Below are 22,599 nucleotides of genomic sequence, written 5' to 3'. Positions count from 1 at the left end.
GCACCTCGTTGCAGCGCTCTTCAAAGTTGGTCTGGATTGTGCGTCGGCGTGGGCGCCGGCTTGCCGTCGCATCGCCTGAAGACGCCCGTCCCCGTACACTTCGGCGGCGGCTTCGGTGGCGGCTTCGATTGCGTCTTCGGCGCCACGCTCGGCGGCTTCCGCACACTCGGCGGCGTCGTCGGCGCCGGTAATGCGACGCTCGCGCTCGGCACCGCCGCGGCCGACCCCGGCGGCACCGCTATCGCCGATTCCACCGGCGCTGCCGAAGGCGTCGGCACGACCGCAGGTACCGTCGGCGGCTCTTCCTCAGGCGCATCGCTCGACACGGGCGGCATCGGCAGCACGACCGACGACGGCGTTGGCGCGGCCGTCGCATCGGCAGGCCGAGGCCGATTCATGCCCACCACGACCAAGAGCCCCACCGCGGCCGCGACAAACCCCGCCACGACAAACAAAAATCCCCGATTCCTCCGACGTCGACGACCCGTCGTCCCCGCCGCGTCGAACACGACATTCGACGAACGCACCGCCGCTACCGATTGCGACATCGCCACCGATGTCGTCGCCGACGGCTCCGAGCGCCTCGGCGGCTCCGAACGCCTCGGCGGCTCCGAACGCTTCGGCGGCGGCGCAACCTCGTCCGTCATCAGCATCTGCGTGCCGCCCGTCGCCTCCAAGTCGGCCAAGTCCGGAATCGGAATCGATGCCGACGACTTGCGATGGTCCTCGAGCGCTCGCTGCATTTCGTCAAAATCCGGCAATGGCGACGCTACCGGCGCATCACGAGGCAAATACTGCGTGCGCACCGCCGCATCCGCCGGCTCCTCCATCACCGTCGGACGCGGCAGCGGAGCCTGCGCACCCTTCGGCGGCATGCGCAACGTCACCTCCACGTCGCTCAAGTCCGGCACATTCGTTTGACCACCAACGATCGGCATACGATCCGTCATCGTCGGCTTCACATCGGGCACGACTTCCTCGATGACCACCGGCGCAGCCAACACCTCGATTCTGGGCTTCAGCGGAATCGTGCGCGCAAATTCGTTGAACCGACGCTGTTCATCCGCAGCGGGAACCGCCTTCGATTCGATGATCGCCGGCGCGTACAGGTCAATCAAGTCGCGTGCTGCGACGGGCGACTTTCCGCTCGTCGACGGTTTGGCCGATGAAACCACGGGCATCGGCACACCTGCAATCGCATACAAGTCACGCGCAAGCTCCTCGGCGCTCGCATACCGATCCGCAGCCTTGGGCTTCGTACATCGCTCGACGACCGCATCGAGCTCCGGTGGAATGTGCCGCGTGCGGTTCGATGGCGCAGGCACGGGAGCCGCCACGTTCTTGCCGAGCACGATGGGGCCATACATCGCAAGGATCTCATTGACCGAGCCGGAAAACGCGCGCAGACCCGTGAGCATCTCGTAGAGCACGACGCCCACGGACCAAATGTCGGTGCGGAAGTCGACTTTCTTCGACCCCATCGCCTGCTGCGGGCTCATGTACGCAATCGATCCCAAAATCATGCCGGTCATCGTCGGCGTGTTGTCTGACGCGATCTCGACGGAATCGCCGTCCTTGCACACACCGAAATCGAGCACTTTTGTAATGAATTCGTCCTCGGCCATGCCCGCTTCGCGATGCAAGTAAATGTTGCCCGGCTTCAGATCTCGATGAACCAGTTTGGCCGCGTGCGCGGCCGCCAAGCAACTCGACACATCCGCCGCAATACGTGCGGCAACCTTCGGCTCGAGGTTCCGTTTCCGCTTCAGATGCTCTTGGAGCGTCTCGCCTTCGAGCCGTTCCATGACCATGTACGGCCCGTGTCGATGGGAGTCGTCCATCGACAAATCGAGCACACGAACGACATTGGGATGATGCGCGAGCTTCATGCACGCTTCCGCCTCGCGACGAAGCCGCTGTCGAAGCTCCTTCTTGTAATTCTCCTCGGCAAGTTTGTCCTGGGACCTCACGTCATCGAGCAGCAACTTGATGGCCACACGCGACTTGTTTGTCCGGTCAACCGCCGCCCACACGACGCCCATGCCACCCTGACCGAGCAACCGCTCGAGCACGTATCTGTCGCCGAGGATGTCGCCTTCTCGCATGACCCGGATGTTCCCACAATTCCGTATGTCTTGACAAGCACCAAGTTTGCCCCCGTGGTTTGCCTGCATTTCCATGGAAAAACGTCGGTCTCGACGATCGTTTGTCCATCCGATCGTTCGGCGCGCCAGACCGTTGCGTGCGCCAAACCAGTTCAAGTAGTCACGCGCGCGCGACGCAAGCGCGCATGGATCGCGTTTGTCAGGGTGTCAAGAATTTTCTAGATGGGTTCGCGAAGACGAACGAGGTGTCGAGGCAGGCTGAGAAGATTCGGGCAACGTCTTGCGGGAAAGGACCTACTGGACGTTCGGGTAGATGAGATGATGCCCGTTTGTCACTTCGAACAGGTTCTTCGAGCCCGGATCCCAGTACGTATGCGCGACGTAATCATTCGTAACCGGCGAGAACGAATTGGTGTACGCGCTGTCGTAGGTGCTCGTCCCAAGGTTGTACTTGCCGACGATGGCCGGTGACGAATACGTCTGGCCAATGTAGAAGTTGCCATTGACGAGGAACGCAAAGCCCGTATTTACCTTGACGCGTGGAATGGTCCAGGTTTGCTGGATGCCGAGCGAATTCGGGTCGAGCCGTGACACTTGGATGTTCGTATTTCCACCAGTGGGCGCGTACATGACGTAGAGCAGATTGCCGGTATCGGTGTAGAAAGCGATATCCGAATAACCGCCCCAATTGAAGTCGCTCTGGTTGTGATACCCTGCATTCGGCAGGTTCACCGAGGTGACCAACTGCCCCGTCACGGCATTGACCTTGACCATGTTGCTCGTATTGGCTTCATTGTAGTACAAGAAGCCATTGAGCGCCGCGTGGTACGTTCCTTCGTAACCGACGGCGAGATTGATGGTCGTGGCGTTCGTGTTGCTCACGAAGTTCGGTACGTCCGGGAATGCGGAAAGCGTGTTGCCGGTATAGGCTGCATGCCAGTAGACCTTTCCGGTCACCGGGTCCGCGAACAAGCTATTCCATGTGTTTCCCCGAGTGACATCGTTCGTATGCGTCCCACTGAGTTGCCGAATGGCGCCTGCAGAGCACGTGCCATTTTGACACGATTGACCGGCGTTGCATGCATTGCCGCACATGCCGCAGTTCTGCGTATCGGATAGCGGGTTGGACTCGCAGCCATCCGCCGGGTTGTTGTTGCAATCGTTGAAACCTGCGTTGCAAGTGAAACCACATGCACCGTTCGCACACGTCGCACTCGCGTTCGCCGGCACGGGACACGCATTGTCGCAGAACCCGCAATTCATCACGCTCGTCTGCAAGTCGATTTCACAACCGTCGGTCGAATTGCTATTGCAATTGCCGAAGCCCGTGTTGCATGCAAAGGTGCAAGAATTGTTCGAGCACGATGGTGTCGCGTTGGGCCTGTTCGGACAAACGTTTCCGCAGAAGCCGCAGTTTTGCGGATCGGACGCGGGCGTCGTTTCGCAACCGTCGGGGAGCATTCCGTTGCAATCGGCGCTGCCCGGCGCGCAGATGGCAACGCACGAGCCTGCCGAGCAAACAGGCGTGGCCGAAGGATAGGGGCCACAAGCATTGCCACACATCCCGCAATTCGCCGGATCGCTCGACGTATTCACGCAGGCATTGCCGCATTTCGTCGTTCCGCCGCTGCACGACAGCGCGCAATTGCCCGCCGAGCATACTTCGCCCGCCCCGCATACCGTACCGCACATCCCGCAGTTCGCTGGATCGTTCGACACGTCCACGCACGCATTGCCGCATTTCGTCGTTCCACCGCTGCACGATAACGCGCAATTGCCCGCCGAGCATACCTCGCCCGCCCGCATACCGTGCCGCACATCCCGCAATTCGCTGGATCGTTCGACACGTCCACGCAAAGATTACCGCATTGCGTCGTTCCGCCGCTGCACGTCAGCGCGCAATTACCCGCCGAGCATACCTCGCCCGCCCCGCATACCGTGCCGCACATTCCGCAATTCGCTGGATCGTTCGACACGTCCACGCAAAGATTACCGCATTGCGTCGACCCACCGCTACACGTCAGCGCGCATTTCCCCGCCGAGCATACTTCGCCGGCAGCGCATACCGTGCCGCACGCGCCGCAATTCGCGGGGTCATTCGATGTGTCGATGCACGAGCTTCCACATTGCGTGGTGCCGCCTCCGCAGCTCAAACTACAGCTTCCCAGCGAGCACACTTCACCCGATGCACAAGTATTGGCACACGTCCCGCAATTCGCCGCATCAATCTGCGTATCGGTGCACGTTTCGCCACAAAGCTCCTGATTGGGCCCGCACGCTGGAGCGCCGCCCATTCCCCCGGTACTCGACATGCCACCAGCGCCGCCAGTACCACCGCTACCGCTGGTGGTCGTACTGGTCGTCGCGCCGCCGTCCGAACAGCCCGTCATGAGCGTTGTCGAATACAAAGCCGCCGCCATGAAAACGCCCACACGAGCGTTCCATCCATTATGCCACGTCATTTTCCTGCATCCTTTCGCGCATCTCCACGAACCAAAGACAAGCCATTCATCGTCGCACGACTAGCCGCGCGAATGCAAGCCGTCAATCAACGAATCACGGTCCACACGCAGGCAGTTGCGCCTTTCCTGGAGCATCCCCCGCCTCGATGAACGGAATGCCAGTGTCCTCCACGACCCCACCTTCGACATCCGTCACGCGAAATGTGTAGGGTCCGGGGCCCATGCCATTCGCATCCACGAAATAATTGTAATCGACCCGAGGTACATCGTGCCAAACCCCGTCGGCCGATTGCCACTCGAATTTGGCAATGGCATGCCGGTGATTGCGAATTTGCACCGCCGTCCACCATTGATTGGATCCCTCCTTGAAATGGTACACGATGGGCCCGGATACTTCGCACGGCACGAATTGCCACGAAATCGGAATTCGCCCCTCGACCAAAGGCGCGAGCTTCTCGAATGCTTCTGGCGACAAATCGATGTCCCCATGCACGCATTCGGGACACAAATCCACGATACGCACGGTCACTTCACCATTCGGACCTTTGACGTGCGCGCAAGCTCCGCACACATTCGAATTATTGTAATCTTGCGCGTTCATCGCCCCAATGAGCAGCGGTTTGTCCGCGGACGGCCCAAAGCTGCACGCGCCATCGCCACTTGCAGCGTAATACGTGCCCTCCCCCTCGAACGTAGCCGCATTCGCGCACGCGCTCGCAGACGAGCCCCCCGATCCGCCCGCACCTGTCGATCCGCTTGAAGTCGACCCGCCCGACATCGTCGAGCTCGAGCTCGACCCGCCCGCACCTCCGTCTTCGCCGGCGCCGCTGCCGGATCCACCACACCCGGAGAAGCTCGCGAATGCAAAGATGCCCATGATGCCAAGCATTTGGTAAGCGCGATGAAGTGACATGAGCGCTACGGTATCACCGCCTCGCGACGGCTGTCCATGCGTTCATGGGAGCAAATCGATACAAACTTGGCCCTTCGAAAACGAAGCTGATAACGCGCGGGCATGCGCGTCGGATCGTTTCTCGTGACCCTGGGCATCACCAGCTTGTCGATGGGTTGCCCGCTGCTCGAAAAAAGCTCGTGGACGGACCCCGTGCGTCCCGCACCCGACGTTGCGACGCCAATGCCGCAGCCCGCCCTTGTTCCGACCATTGCACCATTGGCTCCTCCGCCACAATCGATCGCAATGGCGTCTTCGGCTAAAGCGACGGCGCCCGCGATAGCGCCGTCATCCACCGCACCCGAGCCGCCTGCCGCGCCGACCGTGGACGAAGTGCCGGAATTGCCGCCGGATCCCGCAGCTCCCGTGGACATTGCGCAAGCCGACGCGGAAGCGCAAAACATCGAAGAACCGCCGTCCGAGCCTGACAAAACCGCACCCACCAAAACATCGCCGAAAGCACCTGCCGCGGAAGTATTCGAGCTGGCGAGCATTGGGAAAGAAACGTGGATCTACGCCGAACCTCGATGGAAGAGCCAGCGCATTGGGTACTTGCGTGCCGGAGCCGTCGTCGTACGAAAGGAAAAACCTCGGTCGCGTGCGAATTGCGCCGAAGGTTGGTACGCCATCGAGCCGCGGGGATTCGTGTGCGTTGGGACCTATGCGACGCTCGACGTCTTTCATCCGGTCGTCGAAGCAGCTCGGACGCGGCCCATTCGCGGCGACGGTTTGCCTTATACGTATGTGATGAGCCGCAATCCGCCGCCGCCCTTGTACGCGCGTTTGCCCACGGCAAAGGATCTCAGGGACATCGAGCCCGATTTGAAGGGTCATTTGCGCAAAGTTGGGCAAACCGCATTGGATCCCGCATTCGTGGCGCCTCCGGAACCGGATCCGACGCCTGGAGCGCTCCTTTATGGTCTCGCGGCGCCGCCCTTGGCAGGCGTCGTGCGATCTGCCAATGCATTGCTCGTGGGCCGAGCCAAAGGTCGGTCGGGTTTTGCGCTCTTGTCGACGTTCGACCATGATGAACGACGCTATGGTTTGACCACGGAGCTTGCCGTAATTCCGGTCGATCGGACGCGTGTCGTGCGCACGAGCGCGTTCGTTGGGCTGCCGCTATCAGAAGATGTGCCCTTGCCGGCCGCATTCGTGCGGAGCAAGCACGCGAGGCATTACATCAAAAATGCACAGGGCAACATCGTTCCCGAGGACAAGCTGGGCCATCGTGTGGGCATTCCCTTGTCCGGAAAAACCGTGCGCACGGGCGGCATGACGCTGCTCGAAACGAGGCATGGGACGTTCGTCCGGGAGGATCAAGTCGTGCGGATCGATCCGGCGGAAAAAATGCCTTCGTGGGCGCTAACTGGGCAAAAGTGGATCGACATATCGATTCTGAAGCAGAGCCTCGTGGCGTACGAAGGAACGAAGCCGGTGTACGTGACGTTGGTGAGCACGGGCGCGGACGGTTTGGGGGATCCGAAAAAGACGCATTCGACAATACAAGGTGTTTTCCGAATTCATACGAAACACGTGAGCATCACGATGGACGGGGACGACGTGGGCGATGAATTCGATTTGCGCGACGTGCCTTTCGTTCAATACTTCACGGAAGGATACGCTTTGCATGCGGCGTATTGGCACGACGACTTTGGCATACCGCGAAGTCACGGGTGCGTAAACCTTGCGCCACGCGATGCTGCGTGGCTCTTCGAGTGGACGACGCCGGAAGTGCCCAAAGAATGGCATGCCGGCCTATCGTTACGCGGCGGCACCATCGTGTACACCCATCCGTGAACAACCGGTTTGAATACGGGCCAGAATTTGCTCGCTCGCTTCGCGCGCGTGAGACGCGCGCTTCGCGAGGCGGAAAACACCGTTGGAGGCGAGCCTCGGCCCCCGTGCTGGACTGCGTCCAAAGCGCGGCGAGCTCAGGCCCCCGCGCGCCAAGCCCTCTCATCAACCCATTTGTTACCTGAGTCGCTCCGCTTCCCCTTTCCTCGACCACGTTTTCACGATAAACACGGCCAGCCATCATGCGAAACATTCCTGAGCCCCTCTCGCTCGACGCGCTGATCTCCCTCGATACGCACCTCACCGAAGAGGAGCGTTTGATTCGCGATTCCGTGCGGCGATTCGTGCGTGAACGATACTTGCCCAGGGCCGCCGAGCTATTTGCGAAGGAAGAGTTCGCGACCGACCTCATCCCGGAAATCGCAGCGATGGGCCTGCTCGGCGCGTCGCTTCAAGGTTACGGCTGCGCGGGCATGAATTCCGTGTCGTATGGGCTCGCGCTGGCGGAGCTCGAGTACGGCGACAGCGGTCTGCGAAGCTTTGCGAGCGTGCAAGGGTCGCTGGCGATGTACCCGATTTGGAAGTTCGGCTCAGAAGAACAAAAAAATAAGTATTTGCCGAAAATGGCGGCGGGTGAATTCATCGGCTGTTTCGGGCTCACCGAACCCGACGCAGGGAGCGACCCGGCGGCGATGAAAACCCGCGCCAAGCGCGACGGCAATTCGTATGTGCTCACAGGAACCAAAATGTGGATCACGAGCTCGCCGATCGCGCACCTCGCCGTGGTCTGGGCAAAAGTCGACGATGGCGATGCGTCGACGATACGCGGGTTCATCGTCGAGCGCGGGATGAACGGTTTCGAGACGCCCACGGTGCACGGCAAAATGAGCCTTCGGGCGAGCCCCACGGGCGAGATCGTCCTGAGCGAGGTTCGCGTGCCGGCAGAAAACATGTTGCCCAACATCGTGGGGCTCAAGGGCCCGCTGTCGTGCCTCACGCAGGCGCGTTTCGGGATCGCGTGGGGAGCGCTCGGAGCGGCGCGGGCCTGCTACGAGAGCGCTGTGTCGTACTGCCGCGAGCGCGTGGCGTTCGGAAAGCCGATAGCCGGCAAGCAGCTCGTGCAAGAGCAGCTCGTGGAAATGGCGATGGAAATTTCCAAGGGCCAGATCATGGCGCTGCACTTTGGCCGAATGAAGGATCAGGGCGGGATCACACCGGTGCAGGTGTCACTGTGCAAGAAGAACAACGTGCGCGTGGCGCTCGAAGTGGCGCGAACTGCTCGGGGTCTCTTGGGTGGAAACGGGATTCTCTTGGATTACCCCATCATCCGACACGCGTTGAACTTGGAGAGTGTCTACACATACGAAGGAACCAACGAGGTGCACACGTTGATTCTGGGCCAAGCGCTGACGGGGCATAACGCTTTCTAGGCGGTGCGAGGACGTTGGTTCGAGTACGCGCGTGCAGTGCTGGTCGAGCGTTCCTGGAAAAGATGATCGACGGTGCAGTGAAAGCCGAGCGGCTGCCGCAAGTTATTATCGAGTGACCCCAAGGCAGTGAGCATGCAGAATGTTGGATCAGGTAGGGCGGCAGCACTTCGCGGCGCCGCCTTGCCCTCATGGAACAAGCTCCTCTCATGACGAATCCGTCGAAGCTCGTCCTTCGATTCATCTCGGGCAAGTACCAGGGCAGCGAAGTGCCGCTTTTGGACACGCACGAGATCGTGGTGGGGCGTGCGAGTGACGCGTCAATCGTGCTGGTCGAGGAGATGGTGTCGCGACGTCACGCGCGCTTCGTGATGACGGAATCCGATGTGACCGTCGAGGACCTCGGGTCGACCAACGGCACGTTCGTCAATGGCGAAAAGATCCAGCGCGCAACGCTCAAGGAAGGCGACCGCGTGCTCATTGGCACGAGCATCATGAAGGTCGTTCAGGGGGAGCAAGCGCCGATGTCGCGTAGGCGCGCCTTGACGCCCAAACCGTCGATGGCGCCGCGAGGTCCAGCGAAGTCGATGTCGGGACAGATCGAGGAGATCCCGCTGCCCGATTTGCTCCAGCTCCTTGGCACGTCGAGGAAAAGCGGAGTTTTGGTGATCACGGCGGATCAGGACGTGGGGCGGCTCGTGCTGCATCGCGGAATGATCTCGTACGCAGAGATCAACGAAGACGACATTCCGCCGTTGAAAGCGGCGATCCGCATGCTGGGTTGGACGCGAGGAACGTTTGACTTCGAACCACCGGACGAACAAACGGTTCAGACGACGCTCAACCTGTCGGTGCAAGAGCTGCTCATGGAGGGCTTGCGGCAGATCGACGAGCTGAACGCGCTTCAGCACAAGTTGCCTGCGCCCGACGCGCGGCTCGTCGTGCCCATGCCGCTCGAGCCTCGCGTACGTGACTTGTCCCCGGACGAACTGGACATTTTCCAGCTCGCGTACAACCACGCGGAAGTGCTCGATGTCTTCAACACGAGCCAGACGACGGATCTGCAAACGGCGCAGATCATGTTGAAGCTCATCGGCGCGGGCTACTTGCGACAAGCGTGACGGATGAGTTTGTCCTGGAACACCGTACGAGTCTTGAAAGTTGGCGCTCAAATGAGTCGCGGAGCGCCGTGCACATACGGCGCAGGGTAAAATCGGGGGGCATGGGGGGCAGAGCAGTCGGGCTGGTGTTTTGGCCTTTGGCCAAAACCCTAAAACAGAGCGCCTGCGAGCCCCCATCGCCAAGACGCGTCAGCGGCAGCGCGAGGACTTCGTCCCGCGCGCCGAAGCGAGGGTAAAAATCTGGCCCGGTTTGATCTGGAAATTAGAAAACGGCCACGGGGGAGGTGCCCCGTGGCCGTTTTACTTTGCAGGGATCAGACGGTCAGTCGTAGATGCCCTTGAGCGAGGGATCGGCGAGACCGTACGCGGTGAGCGCTTGGCGCATGAAGAAGGGAACCTCGACGTAGCGTGAGAGCTTCACGCACGCGCGGTTCGCCGAGCAGGTGCAGCCGGAGTTGTCCACTGCGGTGCACTGCGGGTTCGACGGGATGCCATCGTTGGTGATGGTCGGGTCGTACTTCACGAGCGGTTTGCCCGTGGCAGGGTCGAGCCGAGCAATGTACCAATCGATGGTGCCGTCGCTGTTGTAGTCGACTTCGTCAGTCTCGTACGCAGCTTGGAGCAGCTCGTTGGCGTGCTGAAGCACGCGAGCGGCGACGCCACGCTGAGCGGTCTTTTCGTACTTCGATCCCGGGAAGAGAACCTCGGTGCCGAAGGTCTTGGCGACGTACGCCTTGCCCGTCGGATCGTGGAACTCGATGCGAGCATCGAACGTCGGATTGTCGTCCTGACCGATCTCCCAGATGCGGAGCATGTTGAGCCACCACTGCTGCTGGTTTTCCGGCAGGTAGTTCATGGTCCAGGCGATGAGGAACTTCTGTTGTTCCCAACCAACCTGTCCATCGATCGGCGCGAGCGTGTCGACGTTGACGGCTTCGGCTTCGAAGGGCGTGTTGTCCCAACCGAACGCCGAGCAGACCGTGGTGCCGTCACCGGGGAAGCAGACTTGCGGGCCTTCTGCGGGCCACCAGGACGTCCAGCCGATGGGCGTCGTGGGGAACTTCTGCCCGTCGGTGATGGGCGTGCCTTGCGCGTTTGCCTTGACCCACGCGCCTTTCAAGAAGTCGTCACCGGTGAGGTTATTGGCCAGCCACCTGCGGTAGCCCTCGGGAAAGAGGTCAGCCATCGAAACCGAACGGTAACGAGCATCGAGGAAGTCGAGCCTGGATGCGCTGATGAAGTTGTCGACGGACTCGGTCATCAGGATCGAGGCGTAGGCTTTGTCGTAGTACGAGCCCGCGTTCATTGTGAACTCGGAGTCGTAGTCGTTGCCCTTGTTCTCAGCGAGGCGGTTTTCGAGCAAGCGACCACCGATGCCGATGGCAGCCGGAGCCGTGCCCTGCGTGTCGGAGATGTAGCCGCTGACGCCGTTGGGCACGTTGACGAGCGTGGCGCCAGGTGTCGCGTACGTATCGTCGACCGAGCGGAGGACGATGTCACCAGCGGGCCTGAAGTGCCCACCGGCTTGCGGACGCGCGACTTGTCGGACGAAGTGATCGAACGCGAGACCCGAGGCGATGATGTTGTCCTTGTACGTGTCGCCCGCGATGACGGGCCACAGCATCTCGTAGTCGTACCCAGCCTCGAGAGCGAAGTCGCGATAGATGTTGGCGAGGAGGCCGAGGCCTTTGGCGCCATCGCGCATCTTCTCGTTGTAGCGCCCGAAGGTACGCATCGCCGAAGAGCGAACGCTGAAGCTCTGACGATTGCGACGGTAGTTGTCGAAGATGTGTCCGACTTCTTGTTGACCGATGAAGAAGTTGAACAGCTCGTACGGGTCGGCGCCGTTGTCGTGACGATAGACGGCGAGGTTGCCAAGGTCTGCCCAGCGGTCCGTGGCGAACCCGTAAGGAACGCGCGTGCGTGCTTGCGGATCGATGGCGCTGTAGCGGACGTTGTACGACTCGGGGGCCGTACGGTCCTTCATGACCTGCCAAGGCACATAGTCGACCTTGCGTTGCTTGCAGACCGAGTACTCGCCATCCACCTGCACGATGAGGCCATCGAGCAGCGGATCCCATTTGCCGTCACGCGCTTCGTTCCACGTAGCGGGCTTGCGCTTCTGTACTTCGTCTGCGCTGAGCGTCGTACAGGTCGCGGGATCGATGAGCTTCCAGTGCCTCTGCAGTTGCGAGTAGTGGATGTTGGCGCTGCCGTTGTTCGTGTACTGATAACCAACGATACCGCCGAAGCCGTCCATCTTGTTGAGCGCTGCGCGCCCGAGCGGACGGTTGGAGTTGAAGTCGGTCGTGTCGGCGTGAACGGCGACGGTTTGTCCGTAGAACATGCGCGTCGCTGCAAAGTCGTACGCGGACAAAGCAATGAAGTCCTGCGTCGCTTCACCGGCGTACTCCATGACCGACTGATGCGTGAACATGTTGATGAGCTGTTCGCGCTCGTTCTTCGTCGGCGGATCGAAGTAACGCGGACCCACGCATGCTTCCGCCTGCGCTTCGGTCTTGAGGTCCGTACACTCGGTCGTCACCTTGCCGTTCTTCGTGCGGAGCTGCCAGTACTGCGGGCGGAAGCCCCAAGCATCGGACGAGCTGACGAAGTTGTGGCGAAGCGCGATCGAATGGCCCATTTCGTGAGCCATGACGGAGTAATGCGCGCGCTGCGCGATGAACTTCCGGATGGCCTCGGCACGGTCCATCTGGTCCTGCTTCGTGTTGGCCACTGGATCGGCAAACACGCCGTAGGGTTGACCCGTGCGCGGGTTGACGACGTCCTTGAACTTCTCCTTGACCAAACGGTCGAGCGACGTGAGCGAGACCGGCGACGGGAAGCTCATCTCGAGCTCGCACATGCCGCGCTCGGCGAGCGCAAGCTCTTTCATCTGATGCAGGTCGCTGTGCATACGCGGGTGATTTCCACGTAGCGGCGAAGCGAAGTTCATGACCGCATCGGTGAGCGGAAGTTTGTCCGTACCAGCCAACTGCTGCATCGGCACCGTCGTGAGCTCGGCTTCGACGGACGTTCCAGCAACCCTGGTCCGACGTGCTTCGTAGATGGCACGATTGCTCGCCGGCGCAGTCGCATCAGCACGGATGTCGAGCATCGCTTGCTTCATCTGCTCGAGCTGTGCGGCAAACCCCGGCTGGGCAAACAGCGCTTGGGCGGATTCCTTGACTTCCTTCATCTTCTCGGGTTTGACGCCGAGCGCGCCGTAAGCGCGGCGATCGATCTGTTCCCGCGTGATTGGCGGAACGATGCCGGTTCCACCCGCGATCTCGGTCGCGATGGCCCAATCCTTCACGTACGTACCATCCGTCACCTCTTCGGTGGACAGTTCGCCGTTGAGGTAGCGCATCTGATCGACGACGCCCTGGCTCCACAAGTCCGTGATGAACGACCAGACGTTCGCGCTACCAGCAATCTTTTCGCCGGTGAGCGGATCATCCGAGTCCGTCATGATGCCCCACGGCGATGGCGTCTGCGGGATGCCGATGACGTTGATCTGATGATATCGCAGATCGCCCTGACGAACCGTTCGGCCGATCGGACCACAGGCCGGATTGTCAGTCTCGTTCACGGGGCTGTGACAGAGCACGATCATTTCCGGCATCTTCGCCACGGCGATGACGCCCGAATCGATCTTGCGCTCGGCGCCGAGCTGATCGGCCAGCGCGTTGCAGTCCTGTCCCCTGTACGCCACGCCGGAGCGACACGAGTCGACTTCCCGGGCTAGCTGGATGAGATCCCAGTGGTCATCCATTTGGCCGCGGTACATCGGGTACTGGCCATCGCATGATCCGGGATCGCCGCCCGTTGCTTTGCACTCGGCGTTGCGCGAAGCCATGACGGCACCACGCATCGCCACGTCCCACTCGTGCGTGGCCCATTCGCTGCCGTCGAAGTACTCGGGGTCGGAGTTTTCCGTGTAGTACCAGGCCTGAGGGACTTCCTTGCGCAAGCGGTAAGGCAAGGTGCAGCGCTGCTTGAACTCGTCACAGCGTGAACCTGCAACACCCGTCTTCTGCGTGACTTCCTCGCACTCGTCCTCGGTACCGTTGCTGTCGGCATCGCGATGCGGATCATCACCCGTGGCGGTTTTTCCGGGCACGTAACACTCGACGGCGCCCGTCATGTTCGCGGGGTCGTCGTAGTAGTGGCTGCGCTCCCAGATGTTGTAGCGGCTGATGAAGCGGTACCACTTGTCGTCGCTCATGCCGTAGTTGCGGGCATAGCCGGAACGTTCCACGTAAAACGCGCCGTACGCGGTGAAACGCTTGCCGTCCCAGTGCACAGGCTCGTAGTCGCGATCGACGACGCGCCGGAACGACTGACGAATCGTGAGCTCGACGGGGTTGCAGTTGCCGGACGGTGCCGAGCCACCGAAGAAGTCGTTGTCGAGGTAGCACGCAGGGAACTTGTCGATGCCCCAGCCGAGATGGCTGAGGTCGATCATTTTCGGACGGGCAAACGCCTTGTTCGTGATGTCGAAGTAGCCCGTCTCCGGATCGAAGTGCGGAGCGTCTGGATCGGTCGGATCGGTCACGTCATACGAGAGCGACTCGTACTCCACGCCGCCATACACACCGAGCAGCGAGAGCGTGTCGAAATCGTACGAATCGACGTTGAGATTGCGTTTCCAATCGACGCGGAAGTACTCACGCTTGTCCCACGTGCGATCGGTCGTGTTCTCCACGAGAACGTTGAACTCTTCGCCCGTTGACGGGTTGTAGTCGTACCGAATGTCGAAGTGCGAGGTAATCGGGTAGGCAGCAACGATGACGCCTTGGTTCGTCGAAGGCCCAACGCCCTTCTTGCCATCCGTGTCCTGAATGCGCTCGTAGGTGAGTCGGCCGATCAGGAGATCTTCCGTGATATGCCACTTCAACCGACCAACGGGTTGCGCATAAGTCGACGTAAAAAGCCCGTCCTGCGCCGCTCCGTACCCGACGTCGACCACCGTGCCCTGCGTCCAGAACTCGGGGTTGTCGGCATCGCCGGCGAGATCCTCACCGACGAAGAACGACTTCGCCAAGGCGTTGGCTTGCACGCGGTTGATCGGATCACGCTCCTCGGCGCACCCGAGCGCGCCGCCAGCGACTAGCCCGACGGTGCCCACGAAGGCCGCCCGTAACCACATCCATCTCATCGAAAGTCCTCCTTACCCTGCAACTGCGAAGCTATCCGAAATCCATACGCGCGGGTCAGAGTCCCCGACACGAAAGCTGTTCCGGCCTACCTGCAACAATCAATTCACGAACCATTTCAAGCACTTAACCGTCAAGCCTTGCCGCTACCTCCAAAGTTGAATCGACGTCTACGACCCGCCTGCAGCACCTTTTGATGCCGCCTCCGCGGACAAACCCCAACGATCCATCCGAATCTCAACTGCACGCGCGTGCGCATCGAGCCCCTCGGCCCGGGCAAACTTGGCTATGTGCGGCCCGTCTCGAAGCAACGCATCGCGCGAATACCCAATGACGCTCGCTCGCACGACGAAGTCGTACACACCGAGCGGCGAACCAAAACGAGCAGCTCCGCCCGTGGGAAGCACATGCGAAGGGCCAGCAAAGTAGTCGCCTACCGCAACGGGTGATGCATGCCCCAAGAGCGCAGCCCCAGAGCCCTCCACGCGATCGAAGAGCGCTTCGGCATCGTCCACGTGATATGCAACGTGTTCGGCAGCGATGAGCGATGCGACCTCGGCCATGCGTTCCAATGTATGGACGACGAGCGCTACGCCGCGTGACCGAAGAGACTCCGTAGCGATGTTCTTCCGCGAAAGATGCGGCATCTGCGCATCGAGCTCTTGAGCGACCAAGCGCGCAACTCGATCCGACGTCGTCACGAGAACGCAACACGCCGCTTCGTCGTGCTCGGCCTGCGACAACAGATCCGCGGCGACGACGGCGGGATCAGCCGAGTCGTCTGCGAGCGCGAGGATCTCGCTCGGCCCCGCAAGCCCATCGATGTCGACATCGCCAAACACGAGACGTTTGGCGCAAGTAACCCAGATGTTTCCTGGTCCAACGATCTTGTCGACGCGAGGCAACTCCGCTGTGCCATACGCAAGTGCCGCGATGGCTTGAGCTCCGCCTGCATCGAGAATGCTCGTGACACCGGCAAGGTGCGCGGCCGCAAGAAGTGAATCGTCAGGTGCAGGCGTCGCCAAGACGATGTCGCGCACGCCTGCGACACGCGCAGGAATGGCCGTCATGAGCACGCTCGACGGATAACGCGCCTTGCCTCCCGGCGCATACACACCCACGCGTGCGAGAGGACGAACGCGCATGCCAAGCACGACGCCATCCTCTTCGTACCGAAACCCCGTATCACGTTGATGCACGTGGTAACGCTCGATGCGCTCCGCTGCGCGTTCGAGCGCTACGCGCAAGGCGGGATCGAGACGAGCAAGCGCCGCAGCACCATCGAAGCTACGCATCACGAGCGGATCAGGACGGCGACGTTCGAATCGCTCGACGTAGCTGCGAACGGCATCATCACCCGATGCACGAACGGCTGCGATGATGTCACGCACAGCAGGCTCGACGGCAGCGAGATCATCCGCGCCACGCGACGGCAAGCGCCGCATGGTCGCGGCGAACTCACTGCTGCCGTCGATGAAGATGGGAATCATGCGAAGAGGTCATCGTACCACGGCAAACTTCACCGCGGAGCAAGCTCATGCAGTAGGACAGCAGATTCGTAAGGGTTGGCAGGTCTGGATTTGTTCGATGCCGCTCGAATCACCGCGCGGCATCGCGTGGAAACCCTGCAATCTCAGGTCCAATGTCCAGCACGGAGCGCGGCTGAATCGATCGTTTTGATCTTCGGTGCCAAAGTTTCCCGAAAGATCGCCTCGTCGTCGTCATCGAGGACCGCTTCGCCAAACCCTGCAGCAACTTCCATCGATGTTGCAAGGATGCGAAGGAATTGCTGGAAACTCGATGCGCACAACTCGGGCTTGATGGAGTCCGTTCCGGTCATGCACGTGTAAACGGGGCAGTCGCCCTCGGCGTCGAGCTTGCTGACATCGAGGAAGTACGGGTCTCCGAGAAGCGCGCTGCGAGCGATGATCACCCATGACTTGCGCCACGCGGGAATATCGCTCGTCAATTTGCCTCCGAGCGTTTGCTCGGAAGCAAGCTTGTGACACGGAAACAGCCGCACACGCTCGACCGGGGTCACCGTCTCGACGTCCGCCGGATCGGCGGCCACGAGGAACGACCGGTACCGCGCGGGGATGCGGTACGCCTTCCTCATTTCCTCGAGCGTTGCAGGTTCGGCCTTGCCGAAACGTGCGGGGAGTCCCCTTTTGGTAAAGATTTCCTTGAGCGCTGTGACGGACTCAGCGAGGTCGCTATCCACCGAACTTATCCTCCCTCTTGCGCACGTGTGAAGGCCATTTGCGTGAGGCCCCCAGGGACGTCCTGCGCTGCACTCATGCGCCGGGAACCACCGGCGCGCGTAGGCATACCCCGCACCGGGCCAGGTAGTGTAACAGAAAAACGATGGTCGACACTGCCTACGCCGAAAGCCGCTTTACTGCCACTGAGATTCGCCATCACTACGGGCCAAAAGTTCACTTGCTCGACGATCCGTTCGCGTGGACCCTGCTCACCCGCGCCTGCTCGCCCGAAACCGGACAGCCGGACATGGGCCGCCTCGTACGAATGCTCTACGAGATGCTGGCCCACGTCGTGCTCGCCACCGAGTTTCCACGCGTGCGCGTGGACGTTCCCACGCGCATGGCGGCTTCGCATCCCGAAGCGGTCTACCGAGGTCTTGCGCTGTCGCGCTCGACGAAAGCCGTGACGGTCGGCATCGCACGCGCCGGTACGATGCCTTCGCAAGTCGTCTACGACTTGATGAATGAAGTGCTCGACCCAAATCTCGTGCGGCAAGATCACCTCTTCATGAGCCGACAAACGAACGAGCAAGGAACGGTCATCGGAGCGACGTGGCACGATGCGAAAATCGGACGCGATGTCGGAGATCGCATCGTGCTCTTTCCCGATCCGATGGGCGCAACGGGCTCATCGATCGTGAGTGCCGTCTCGTACTACAAAAACGCGCTCGAAGGCACCCCCGCAAAACTCATCGCGCTGCATCTCATCGTGACGCCCGAGTACATCCAGCGCGTCACGAAAGAGCATCCGGACCTGGAGATCTACGCGTATCGGCTCGATCGCGGTTTGTCAGCACCAGCAATCTTGCGCACCGAGGCCGGTCAAAACATCGCCGAAGAACGCGGCCTGAACGATCATCAGTACATCGTCCCAGGCGCAGGCGGCGTGGGCGAGATCCTCAACAACGCCTGGGTTTGACCAAGTACGACGTTCACGAAATCGGTAGCGCAATACGGAACGTCGACCCCCGCCCCACATCACTCTCGCACCAGATGCGCCCACCGTGGCTCTCGACGATGTTGCGCACGATGGCAAGGCCAAGCCCCGTGCTGCGCTCGCCTCCCGTCGTTCGCGCACTCGTCTTCTGGAAAGGCCGAAACAGCTTGTCCACCTCGCCGCTCGGAATACCAACGCCTTGGTCGGTGACCGAGATGATCGCTTGGTCGCCGTCTCGCTCGAGCCGCACATCGACGCGCGTTCCTCGGTGGGAAAACTTGATCGCGTTCGACACCAAGTTGTTGAGCACTTGCTCGAACTTGCGACGATCGATCACGAGCTCGAGGTCGCACTGCTGCTCGAAGACGAGCTTGATCCGCTTTTTCTCGGCGACGACTTGGTTCGTCGTGACGTTCTTCCGAATCATGGCCGCAAGGTCGGTGCGGCGCAGATCGAGTCGAATCACGCCCGACTGAATCATCGAAAAGTCCAAAAGATCGTTGATGAGCCCCAACATGAAGTCGCTCGACGAACGGACGACGCCCAAAACTTCCGTTTGCTCGTCGGTGACTGGACCTGCATCGCCCGACAGCATGAGCTCGGTGTAGCCAAGAATGACGCCGAGCGGATTGCGCAAGTCGTGAGCAGCGATGCTCAAGAACCGGTTCTTCTCCTCATTCGTGCGCGCAAGCTCGGCGTTCTTCGTTCGCAATTCACTCGTGAGCTCCTCGAGCTGCGCGCGAAACCGATGTCGCTCGATCGCGTATCGCATCGTGCGCACGAGAAGCGACTGGTCGAATTGTCCCTTGAACAAATAGTCCTCGGCTCCGCACCCGAGCGCCGCGAGCGCCAAACGTTCATCGGAGTTGGCCGTGAGCACCACGACGGCAACTCGCGGAGCCGCGGCCAACAGCGCCTTCAGTCCATCGAGACCCGTCGAGTCCGGAAGCATCAGATCGAACGCAACGGCATCGACGTGCGTGGCCGCGACGAACGCCAGCGCATCCGCCAAAGATGCGACGCCATCGACTCGAAAACCGTCAGCCTCGAGAAGCAATCGCAACTGCAGCGCCTGCGTCGGGCTGTCCTCCACGACGAGTACGCGAGGATGGGCCTCGGAAGTTTTGTCCTCCAACGTTCTTTACCCTTCGAGCTGCACGCGACGTTACAGGAGCTGGTGAATCACGTCGAGAAGCTGGTCCTTGTCGAAAGCGCTCTTGACGAGATACGCGTCCGCTCCTGCCTCGAGACCTCGCGCCTTGTCTTGCTCGGTCCCAAGACCCGTCATGAGCACAACGGGAAGCTTGGAAAATACGCGCGATGCACGAATGGCTTCGGTCAAGGCAAACCCATCCATCCGCGGCATTTCCACGTCGGTGAGCACCAAATCGGCTCCTCGTTCTTCGAGGATCCGCAGTGCATCCTGGCCGTCGACAGCCACCGTCACCTCGAACCCAGCAGCCTCCAAGATGGTTCGATTGAGCGTCCTCGTCGTCGGTGAATCGTCGACGACGAGAATGCGTCGTTTCGGCGGTTTGTCGTGAGCGACGCGTCGCGGAAGAGCCACCGTGCGAACGGCACGAAGCTTCGGAAGCGCCGCGATGATCTCTCCAGAATTCAAGATCAACGCCACTCGTCCGGTTTCGAGCACCGTCGCACCTCCGACGTACCGCACTCGACGCAGCCTTCGACCAAGGTTCTTGACGAGAATTTCATCCACCAAAACGAGCCGATCGACAACGAGTCCCACCGCATGGCCACGTCCCGAAATGACGACAACGTGCGTGTCGTGATCGAGCTCGTCACGTTGCTGTTCCCCGAGTCCGAGGAGCTGCGAGAGCGAGATGACTTCGAGAAGCGCGCCGTCGTGCACGAACATCGCCCGCCCCTCGATGAAGCGAAGGTCGTCGTCGCTCACACGCACCATGCGCTCGACGCTGGTCGAAGGGAGTGCAAAGAGCTGGCCAGAAACCTCGACGACCACGGCTCGAAGCGTGGTGATCGTGAGGGGAACGATCAGTGCAAAACGGGCACCATGGCCCGGTTGCGACGCGACGTCGACTTGCCCGTGCAGCGATTCCACACGGCTCTTGACAATGTCGAGGCCGAGCCCTCGACCCGACACGAGCGTCAACTCAGACGACGTCGACAAACCCGGCAGGAAGACGAGTCGGGTGAAGTCATCGACCGACGCATCGGAGACAAACCCATGCTCGAGCGCTCGCGCGACGATGGCTGCAGCATCGAGCCCCGCGCCATCGTCAGTGACCGAGATCTCCACTTGGGAACCGCGCAGCGTCGCCGTAATCTCGATGCGCCCGCGCGCAGGTTTACCGCTACGTGTACGCACATCCGGCAACTCGATGCCGTGATCGACCGCGTTACGCACGAGATGCACGAGCGGATCCTTGAGACCTTCGAGGATGTACCGATCCAGCTCGACTTCGCCGCCACACACGACGACCTCGACCTCTTTGCCTCGCTCCAGCGCCAAATCGCGCACAGCGCGGCTGATGCCCGTCGCAACGTCGGCAAACGGGAGCATCCGTATGCCTTTCACGTCCGCATCGATGGCCGCGGCGATACCGTGACACGCACGCGTCGTCGTGCGCATGCTCGTCGAAAGTCGTTCGAGGTCTCGTTCGAGCTGACCGACGAGAGCACGGGCACGGTCGAACGATTTGCGAAAGGACAAGGGCAACACGCCGGGCCAATCGCCCACCGCGAGCTTGTCGAGCGGCCGTTCGAGACGATGCCACTCGGCGCGGAGCTGCGAAAACACATCGACGATCGCATCGACATCCTGCACGCGCACATCCAAGTGCGAACGCGCAACCGAAAGCTCGCTGGCCAGCGTGAGAAGCTGGTCGAGCTTCTGCGCCGCGACGCGCACGTAGCCCACGGCTGTTGGGTCCATCGACGTACGCGAGGGCAAACTCGTCGCCTCGGGCAACGATGCAGGTGCAACCGTCACCGTTTGCCCGAGGAGCCCCGCGCTTGCCGTGAGCGGCGCTTTCGCACCGATCTGCGGTGGCGAAGCCGTCGAGAATCGCTTCGTGACGAGCTCGACGGGTGCCCCATCGAGACCATGCCCCTCGCGCAGCCGTTTGCCTGCGTCGTCCAGCGCATCGACAGCGGCAAACAGAAGCTCGAAGGCGGGTTTGTCGAGGTGTCGTTCGTCCCTGTCGACCGCGCCGAGAAGCTCCTCGACGTGGTGACACAGCTTCTCGATCGGGGACAAACTCACCGCACGCGCCGCGCCTTTCAAGCTATGCGCAGATCGAAGCAAGTTGCGAAGAATCTCTTGGCGCGCGGCACCTACCGGGTTTTGCTCCAGCGCGAGCAGACAATCGTTTTGCACGCGAACATGCTCGGCAAGCTCGCCAAGAAAAACTTGAATGAGCTGCTCGAAAAGCCGCGCCTTATCGATCATGCGAAGACTCGCCGACCTTCGACAGCATGTCGCGCAGCCGTTCGCTGAGCTTCGTCAAGTCGGCGACCGCTTGTTCAACCTGGCTCACCGCAATCACGTTCTGTCGCACGGCTTGCTCGATCGTTCGCATGGCCACGTTGATCTGCATCATGCCCGTCGCCTGCTGAGTTGCTGATGCAGCGATCTGCCCAGCCGAATCGGATGCATCGCCAAGAAGCTCCGACAGCGACTTGATCGTTTCACCCGCGCGCAGCGCAGACGTGACCGTGGCCTGCACCGTTTTCGCGCCATCTTCGGCCGAGATGACGGCCGCGTTGGTCGACTTCTGAATTTGTCCGAGGATCTGCCGCACCTTCTGCGTTGCTTTTTTCGATTGCTCGGCAAGCGCACGCACTTCGGCCGCAACGACGGAAAATCCGCGACCATGCTCGCCTGCACGCGATGCTTCGATGGCCGCGTTCAGCGCAAGCAGATGCGTCTGTTCGGCCATTTCGTTCACGGTCGTAATGATGTCGCCAATCGTCTGCGCCTGCTCCGCAAGCTCGATGATCGACTCCGCAATCGACTCGGCCTTCTTGCGCGCACCATTCATCGCGTCGATGGTGTCGTCGATGGCCTTGCGACCCGCTTTGCCAAGATCGTCCGCTCGGCGCGAAGAGTCCGCGACCGAACGCACGCGCAACGCCGCATGCTCCGCTGATTGTGTGATCTCGTTGATCGTCGCCACGGTTTCGGTAAGCGACGTCGCCTGATCTTCACTGCTCGCTGCTTGCTGCGACGTGATCGCCAAGAGCTCGGCCGACGCGGTCGCGAGCTGATTGACCGACTCCTTCGTGCTGTCGATGAGCTTCGTGCGTTCCGACTGCGCGCGCAGATCCTGCAAGATGCCAATGAAAATGCGGCCTCGGTTTCCCTGCTGCTCGGTCACGCGCAGGTAGACAGGAAAAA

15 protein-coding genes are annotated in these 22,599 nt (G+C 61.1%); 5 read left to right on the top strand and 10 right to left on the bottom strand.

What is annotated here, in order from left to right; all coding sequences use genetic code 11:
- Positions 1-20: 20 nt before the first annotated feature.
- Positions 21-2,105, bottom strand: a complete 2,085-nt coding sequence (locus tag IPM54_06245) for a protein kinase (GenBank protein ID MBK9259422.1) — start codon at positions 2,103-2,105, stop codon at positions 21-23.
- A gap of 294 nt (positions 2,106-2,399) precedes the next feature.
- Positions 2,400-3,062, bottom strand: a complete 663-nt coding sequence (locus tag IPM54_06240) for a hypothetical protein (protein ID MBK9259421.1) — start codon at positions 3,060-3,062, stop codon at positions 2,400-2,402.
- Positions 3,063-3,285: 223 nt separating this feature from the next.
- On the opposite strand from IPM54_06240, the gene IPM54_06235 reads away from it, so the two are divergent.
- On the top strand, positions 3,286-3,645 hold the full coding sequence (locus IPM54_06235; GenBank protein ID MBK9259420.1) for a hypothetical protein: 360 nt from the start codon (positions 3,286-3,288) through the stop codon (positions 3,643-3,645).
- A 52-nt stretch (positions 3,646-3,697) separates the two neighbouring features.
- Here the strand turns inward: IPM54_06235 and IPM54_06230 are convergent, their stop codons facing one another.
- A complete protein-coding gene (locus IPM54_06230) occupies positions 3,698-4,567 on the bottom strand; it encodes a hypothetical protein (GenBank protein MBK9259419.1) in 870 nt (289 codons plus the stop codon).
- Between the two features lie 94 nt (positions 4,568-4,661).
- The gene (locus IPM54_06225) at positions 4,662-5,345 is read right to left on the bottom strand and encodes a hypothetical protein (protein MBK9259418.1); all 684 of its coding nucleotides are present in this window, start codon (positions 5,343-5,345) and stop codon (positions 4,662-4,664) included.
- 237 nt (positions 5,346-5,582) lie between these two features.
- On the opposite strand from IPM54_06225, the gene IPM54_06220 reads away from it, so the two are divergent.
- From IPM54_06220 to IPM54_06210, 3 genes are all read left to right on the top strand, one after another.
- Positions 5,583-7,316 (top strand): L,D-transpeptidase family protein, encoded by a 1,734-nt coding sequence (locus tag IPM54_06220; GenBank protein ID MBK9259417.1) that lies wholly within the window; start codon positions 5,583-5,585, stop codon positions 7,314-7,316.
- Between the two features lie 239 nt (positions 7,317-7,555).
- Positions 7,556-8,743 carry an acyl-CoA dehydrogenase family protein gene (locus IPM54_06215; GenBank protein ID MBK9259416.1) on the top strand — a complete coding sequence of 396 codons (1,188 nt, stop codon included), beginning with the start codon at positions 7,556-7,558 and terminating at the stop codon, positions 8,741-8,743.
- 206 nt (positions 8,744-8,949) lie between these two features.
- Entirely contained in the window at positions 8,950-9,861 is a 912-nt protein-coding gene (locus IPM54_06210) for a DUF4388 domain-containing protein (protein MBK9259415.1), read from the top strand.
- A 322-nt stretch (positions 9,862-10,183) separates the two neighbouring features.
- Here the strand turns inward: IPM54_06210 and IPM54_06205 are convergent, their stop codons facing one another.
- From IPM54_06205 to IPM54_06195, 3 genes are all read right to left on the bottom strand, one after another.
- Positions 10,184-15,022 (bottom strand): hypothetical protein, encoded by a 4,839-nt coding sequence (locus tag IPM54_06205; GenBank protein ID MBK9259414.1) that lies wholly within the window; start codon positions 15,020-15,022, stop codon positions 10,184-10,186.
- A gap of 168 nt (positions 15,023-15,190) precedes the next feature.
- Entirely contained in the window at positions 15,191-16,510 is a 1,320-nt protein-coding gene (gene hisD, locus IPM54_06200; GenBank protein ID MBK9259413.1) for a histidinol dehydrogenase, read from the bottom strand.
- Positions 16,511-16,653: 143 nt separating this feature from the next.
- Positions 16,654-17,136 (bottom strand): SMI1/KNR4 family protein, encoded by a 483-nt coding sequence (locus IPM54_06195; protein MBK9259412.1) that lies wholly within the window; start codon positions 17,134-17,136, stop codon positions 16,654-16,656.
- A gap of 248 nt (positions 17,137-17,384) precedes the next feature.
- On the opposite strand from IPM54_06195, the gene IPM54_06190 reads away from it, so the two are divergent.
- A complete protein-coding gene (locus tag IPM54_06190) occupies positions 17,385-18,200 on the top strand; it encodes a uracil phosphoribosyltransferase (protein MBK9259411.1) in 816 nt (271 codons plus the stop codon).
- A 13-nt stretch (positions 18,201-18,213) separates the two neighbouring features.
- Here the strand turns inward: IPM54_06190 and IPM54_06185 are convergent, their stop codons facing one another.
- From IPM54_06185 to IPM54_06175, 3 genes are all read right to left on the bottom strand, one after another.
- Positions 18,214-19,311: a hybrid sensor histidine kinase/response regulator gene (locus IPM54_06185; protein ID MBK9259410.1), complete on the bottom strand. Its 1,098-nt coding sequence runs from the start codon at positions 19,309-19,311 to the stop codon at positions 18,214-18,216.
- Positions 19,312-19,383: 72 nt separating this feature from the next.
- A complete protein-coding gene (locus IPM54_06180; protein ID MBK9259409.1) occupies positions 19,384-21,651 on the bottom strand; it encodes a response regulator in 2,268 nt (755 codons plus the stop codon).
- Positions 21,641-22,585, bottom strand: a complete 945-nt coding sequence (locus IPM54_06175) for a hypothetical protein (protein MBK9259408.1) — start codon at positions 22,583-22,585, stop codon at positions 21,641-21,643. Before IPM54_06175 ends, IPM54_06180 begins: the two co-directional genes overlap by 11 nt.
- Positions 22,586-22,599 lie beyond the last annotated feature (14 nt).

The sequence above is a fragment of the Polyangiaceae bacterium genome (assembly GCA_016715885.1).
Classification (GTDB): Bacteria; Myxococcota_A; Polyangia; order Polyangiales; family Polyangiaceae; genus Polyangium.
This window is presented reverse-complemented; position numbering and strand designations above follow the sequence as displayed.

Coding starts and splice junctions, on each gene's coding strand:
- IPM54_06245 (MBK9259422.1), bottom strand. CDS start 2,105: ATGCGAGAAGGCGACATCCTCGGCGACAGATACGTGCTCGAGCGGTTG.
- IPM54_06230 (MBK9259419.1), bottom strand. CDS start 4,567: ATGACGTGGCATAATGGATGGAACGCTCGTGTGGGCGTTTTCATGGCG.
- IPM54_06225 (MBK9259418.1), bottom strand. CDS start 5,345: ATGTCGGGCGGGTCGACTTCAAGCGGATCGACAGGTGCGGGCGGATCG.
- IPM54_06220 (MBK9259417.1), top strand. CDS start 5,583: ATGCGCGTCGGATCGTTTCTCGTGACCCTGGGCATCACCAGCTTGTCG.
- IPM54_06215 (MBK9259416.1), top strand. CDS start 7,556: ATGCGAAACATTCCTGAGCCCCTCTCGCTCGACGCGCTGATCTCCCTC.
- IPM54_06210 (MBK9259415.1), top strand. CDS start 8,950: ATGACGAATCCGTCGAAGCTCGTCCTTCGATTCATCTCGGGCAAGTAC.
- IPM54_06205 (MBK9259414.1), bottom strand. CDS start 15,022: ATGAGATGGATGTGGTTACGGGCGGCCTTCGTGGGCACCGTCGGGCTA.
- hisD (MBK9259413.1), bottom strand. CDS start 16,510: ATGATTCCCATCTTCATCGACGGCAGCAGTGAGTTCGCCGCGACCATG.
- IPM54_06195 (MBK9259412.1), bottom strand. CDS start 17,136: ATGAGGAAGGCGTACCGCATCCCCGCGCGGTACCGGTCGTTCCTCGTG.
- IPM54_06190 (MBK9259411.1), top strand. CDS start 17,385: ATGGTCGACACTGCCTACGCCGAAAGCCGCTTTACTGCCACTGAGATT.
- IPM54_06180 (MBK9259409.1), bottom strand. CDS start 21,651: ATGATCGATAAGGCGCGGCTTTTCGAGCAGCTCATTCAAGTTTTTCTT.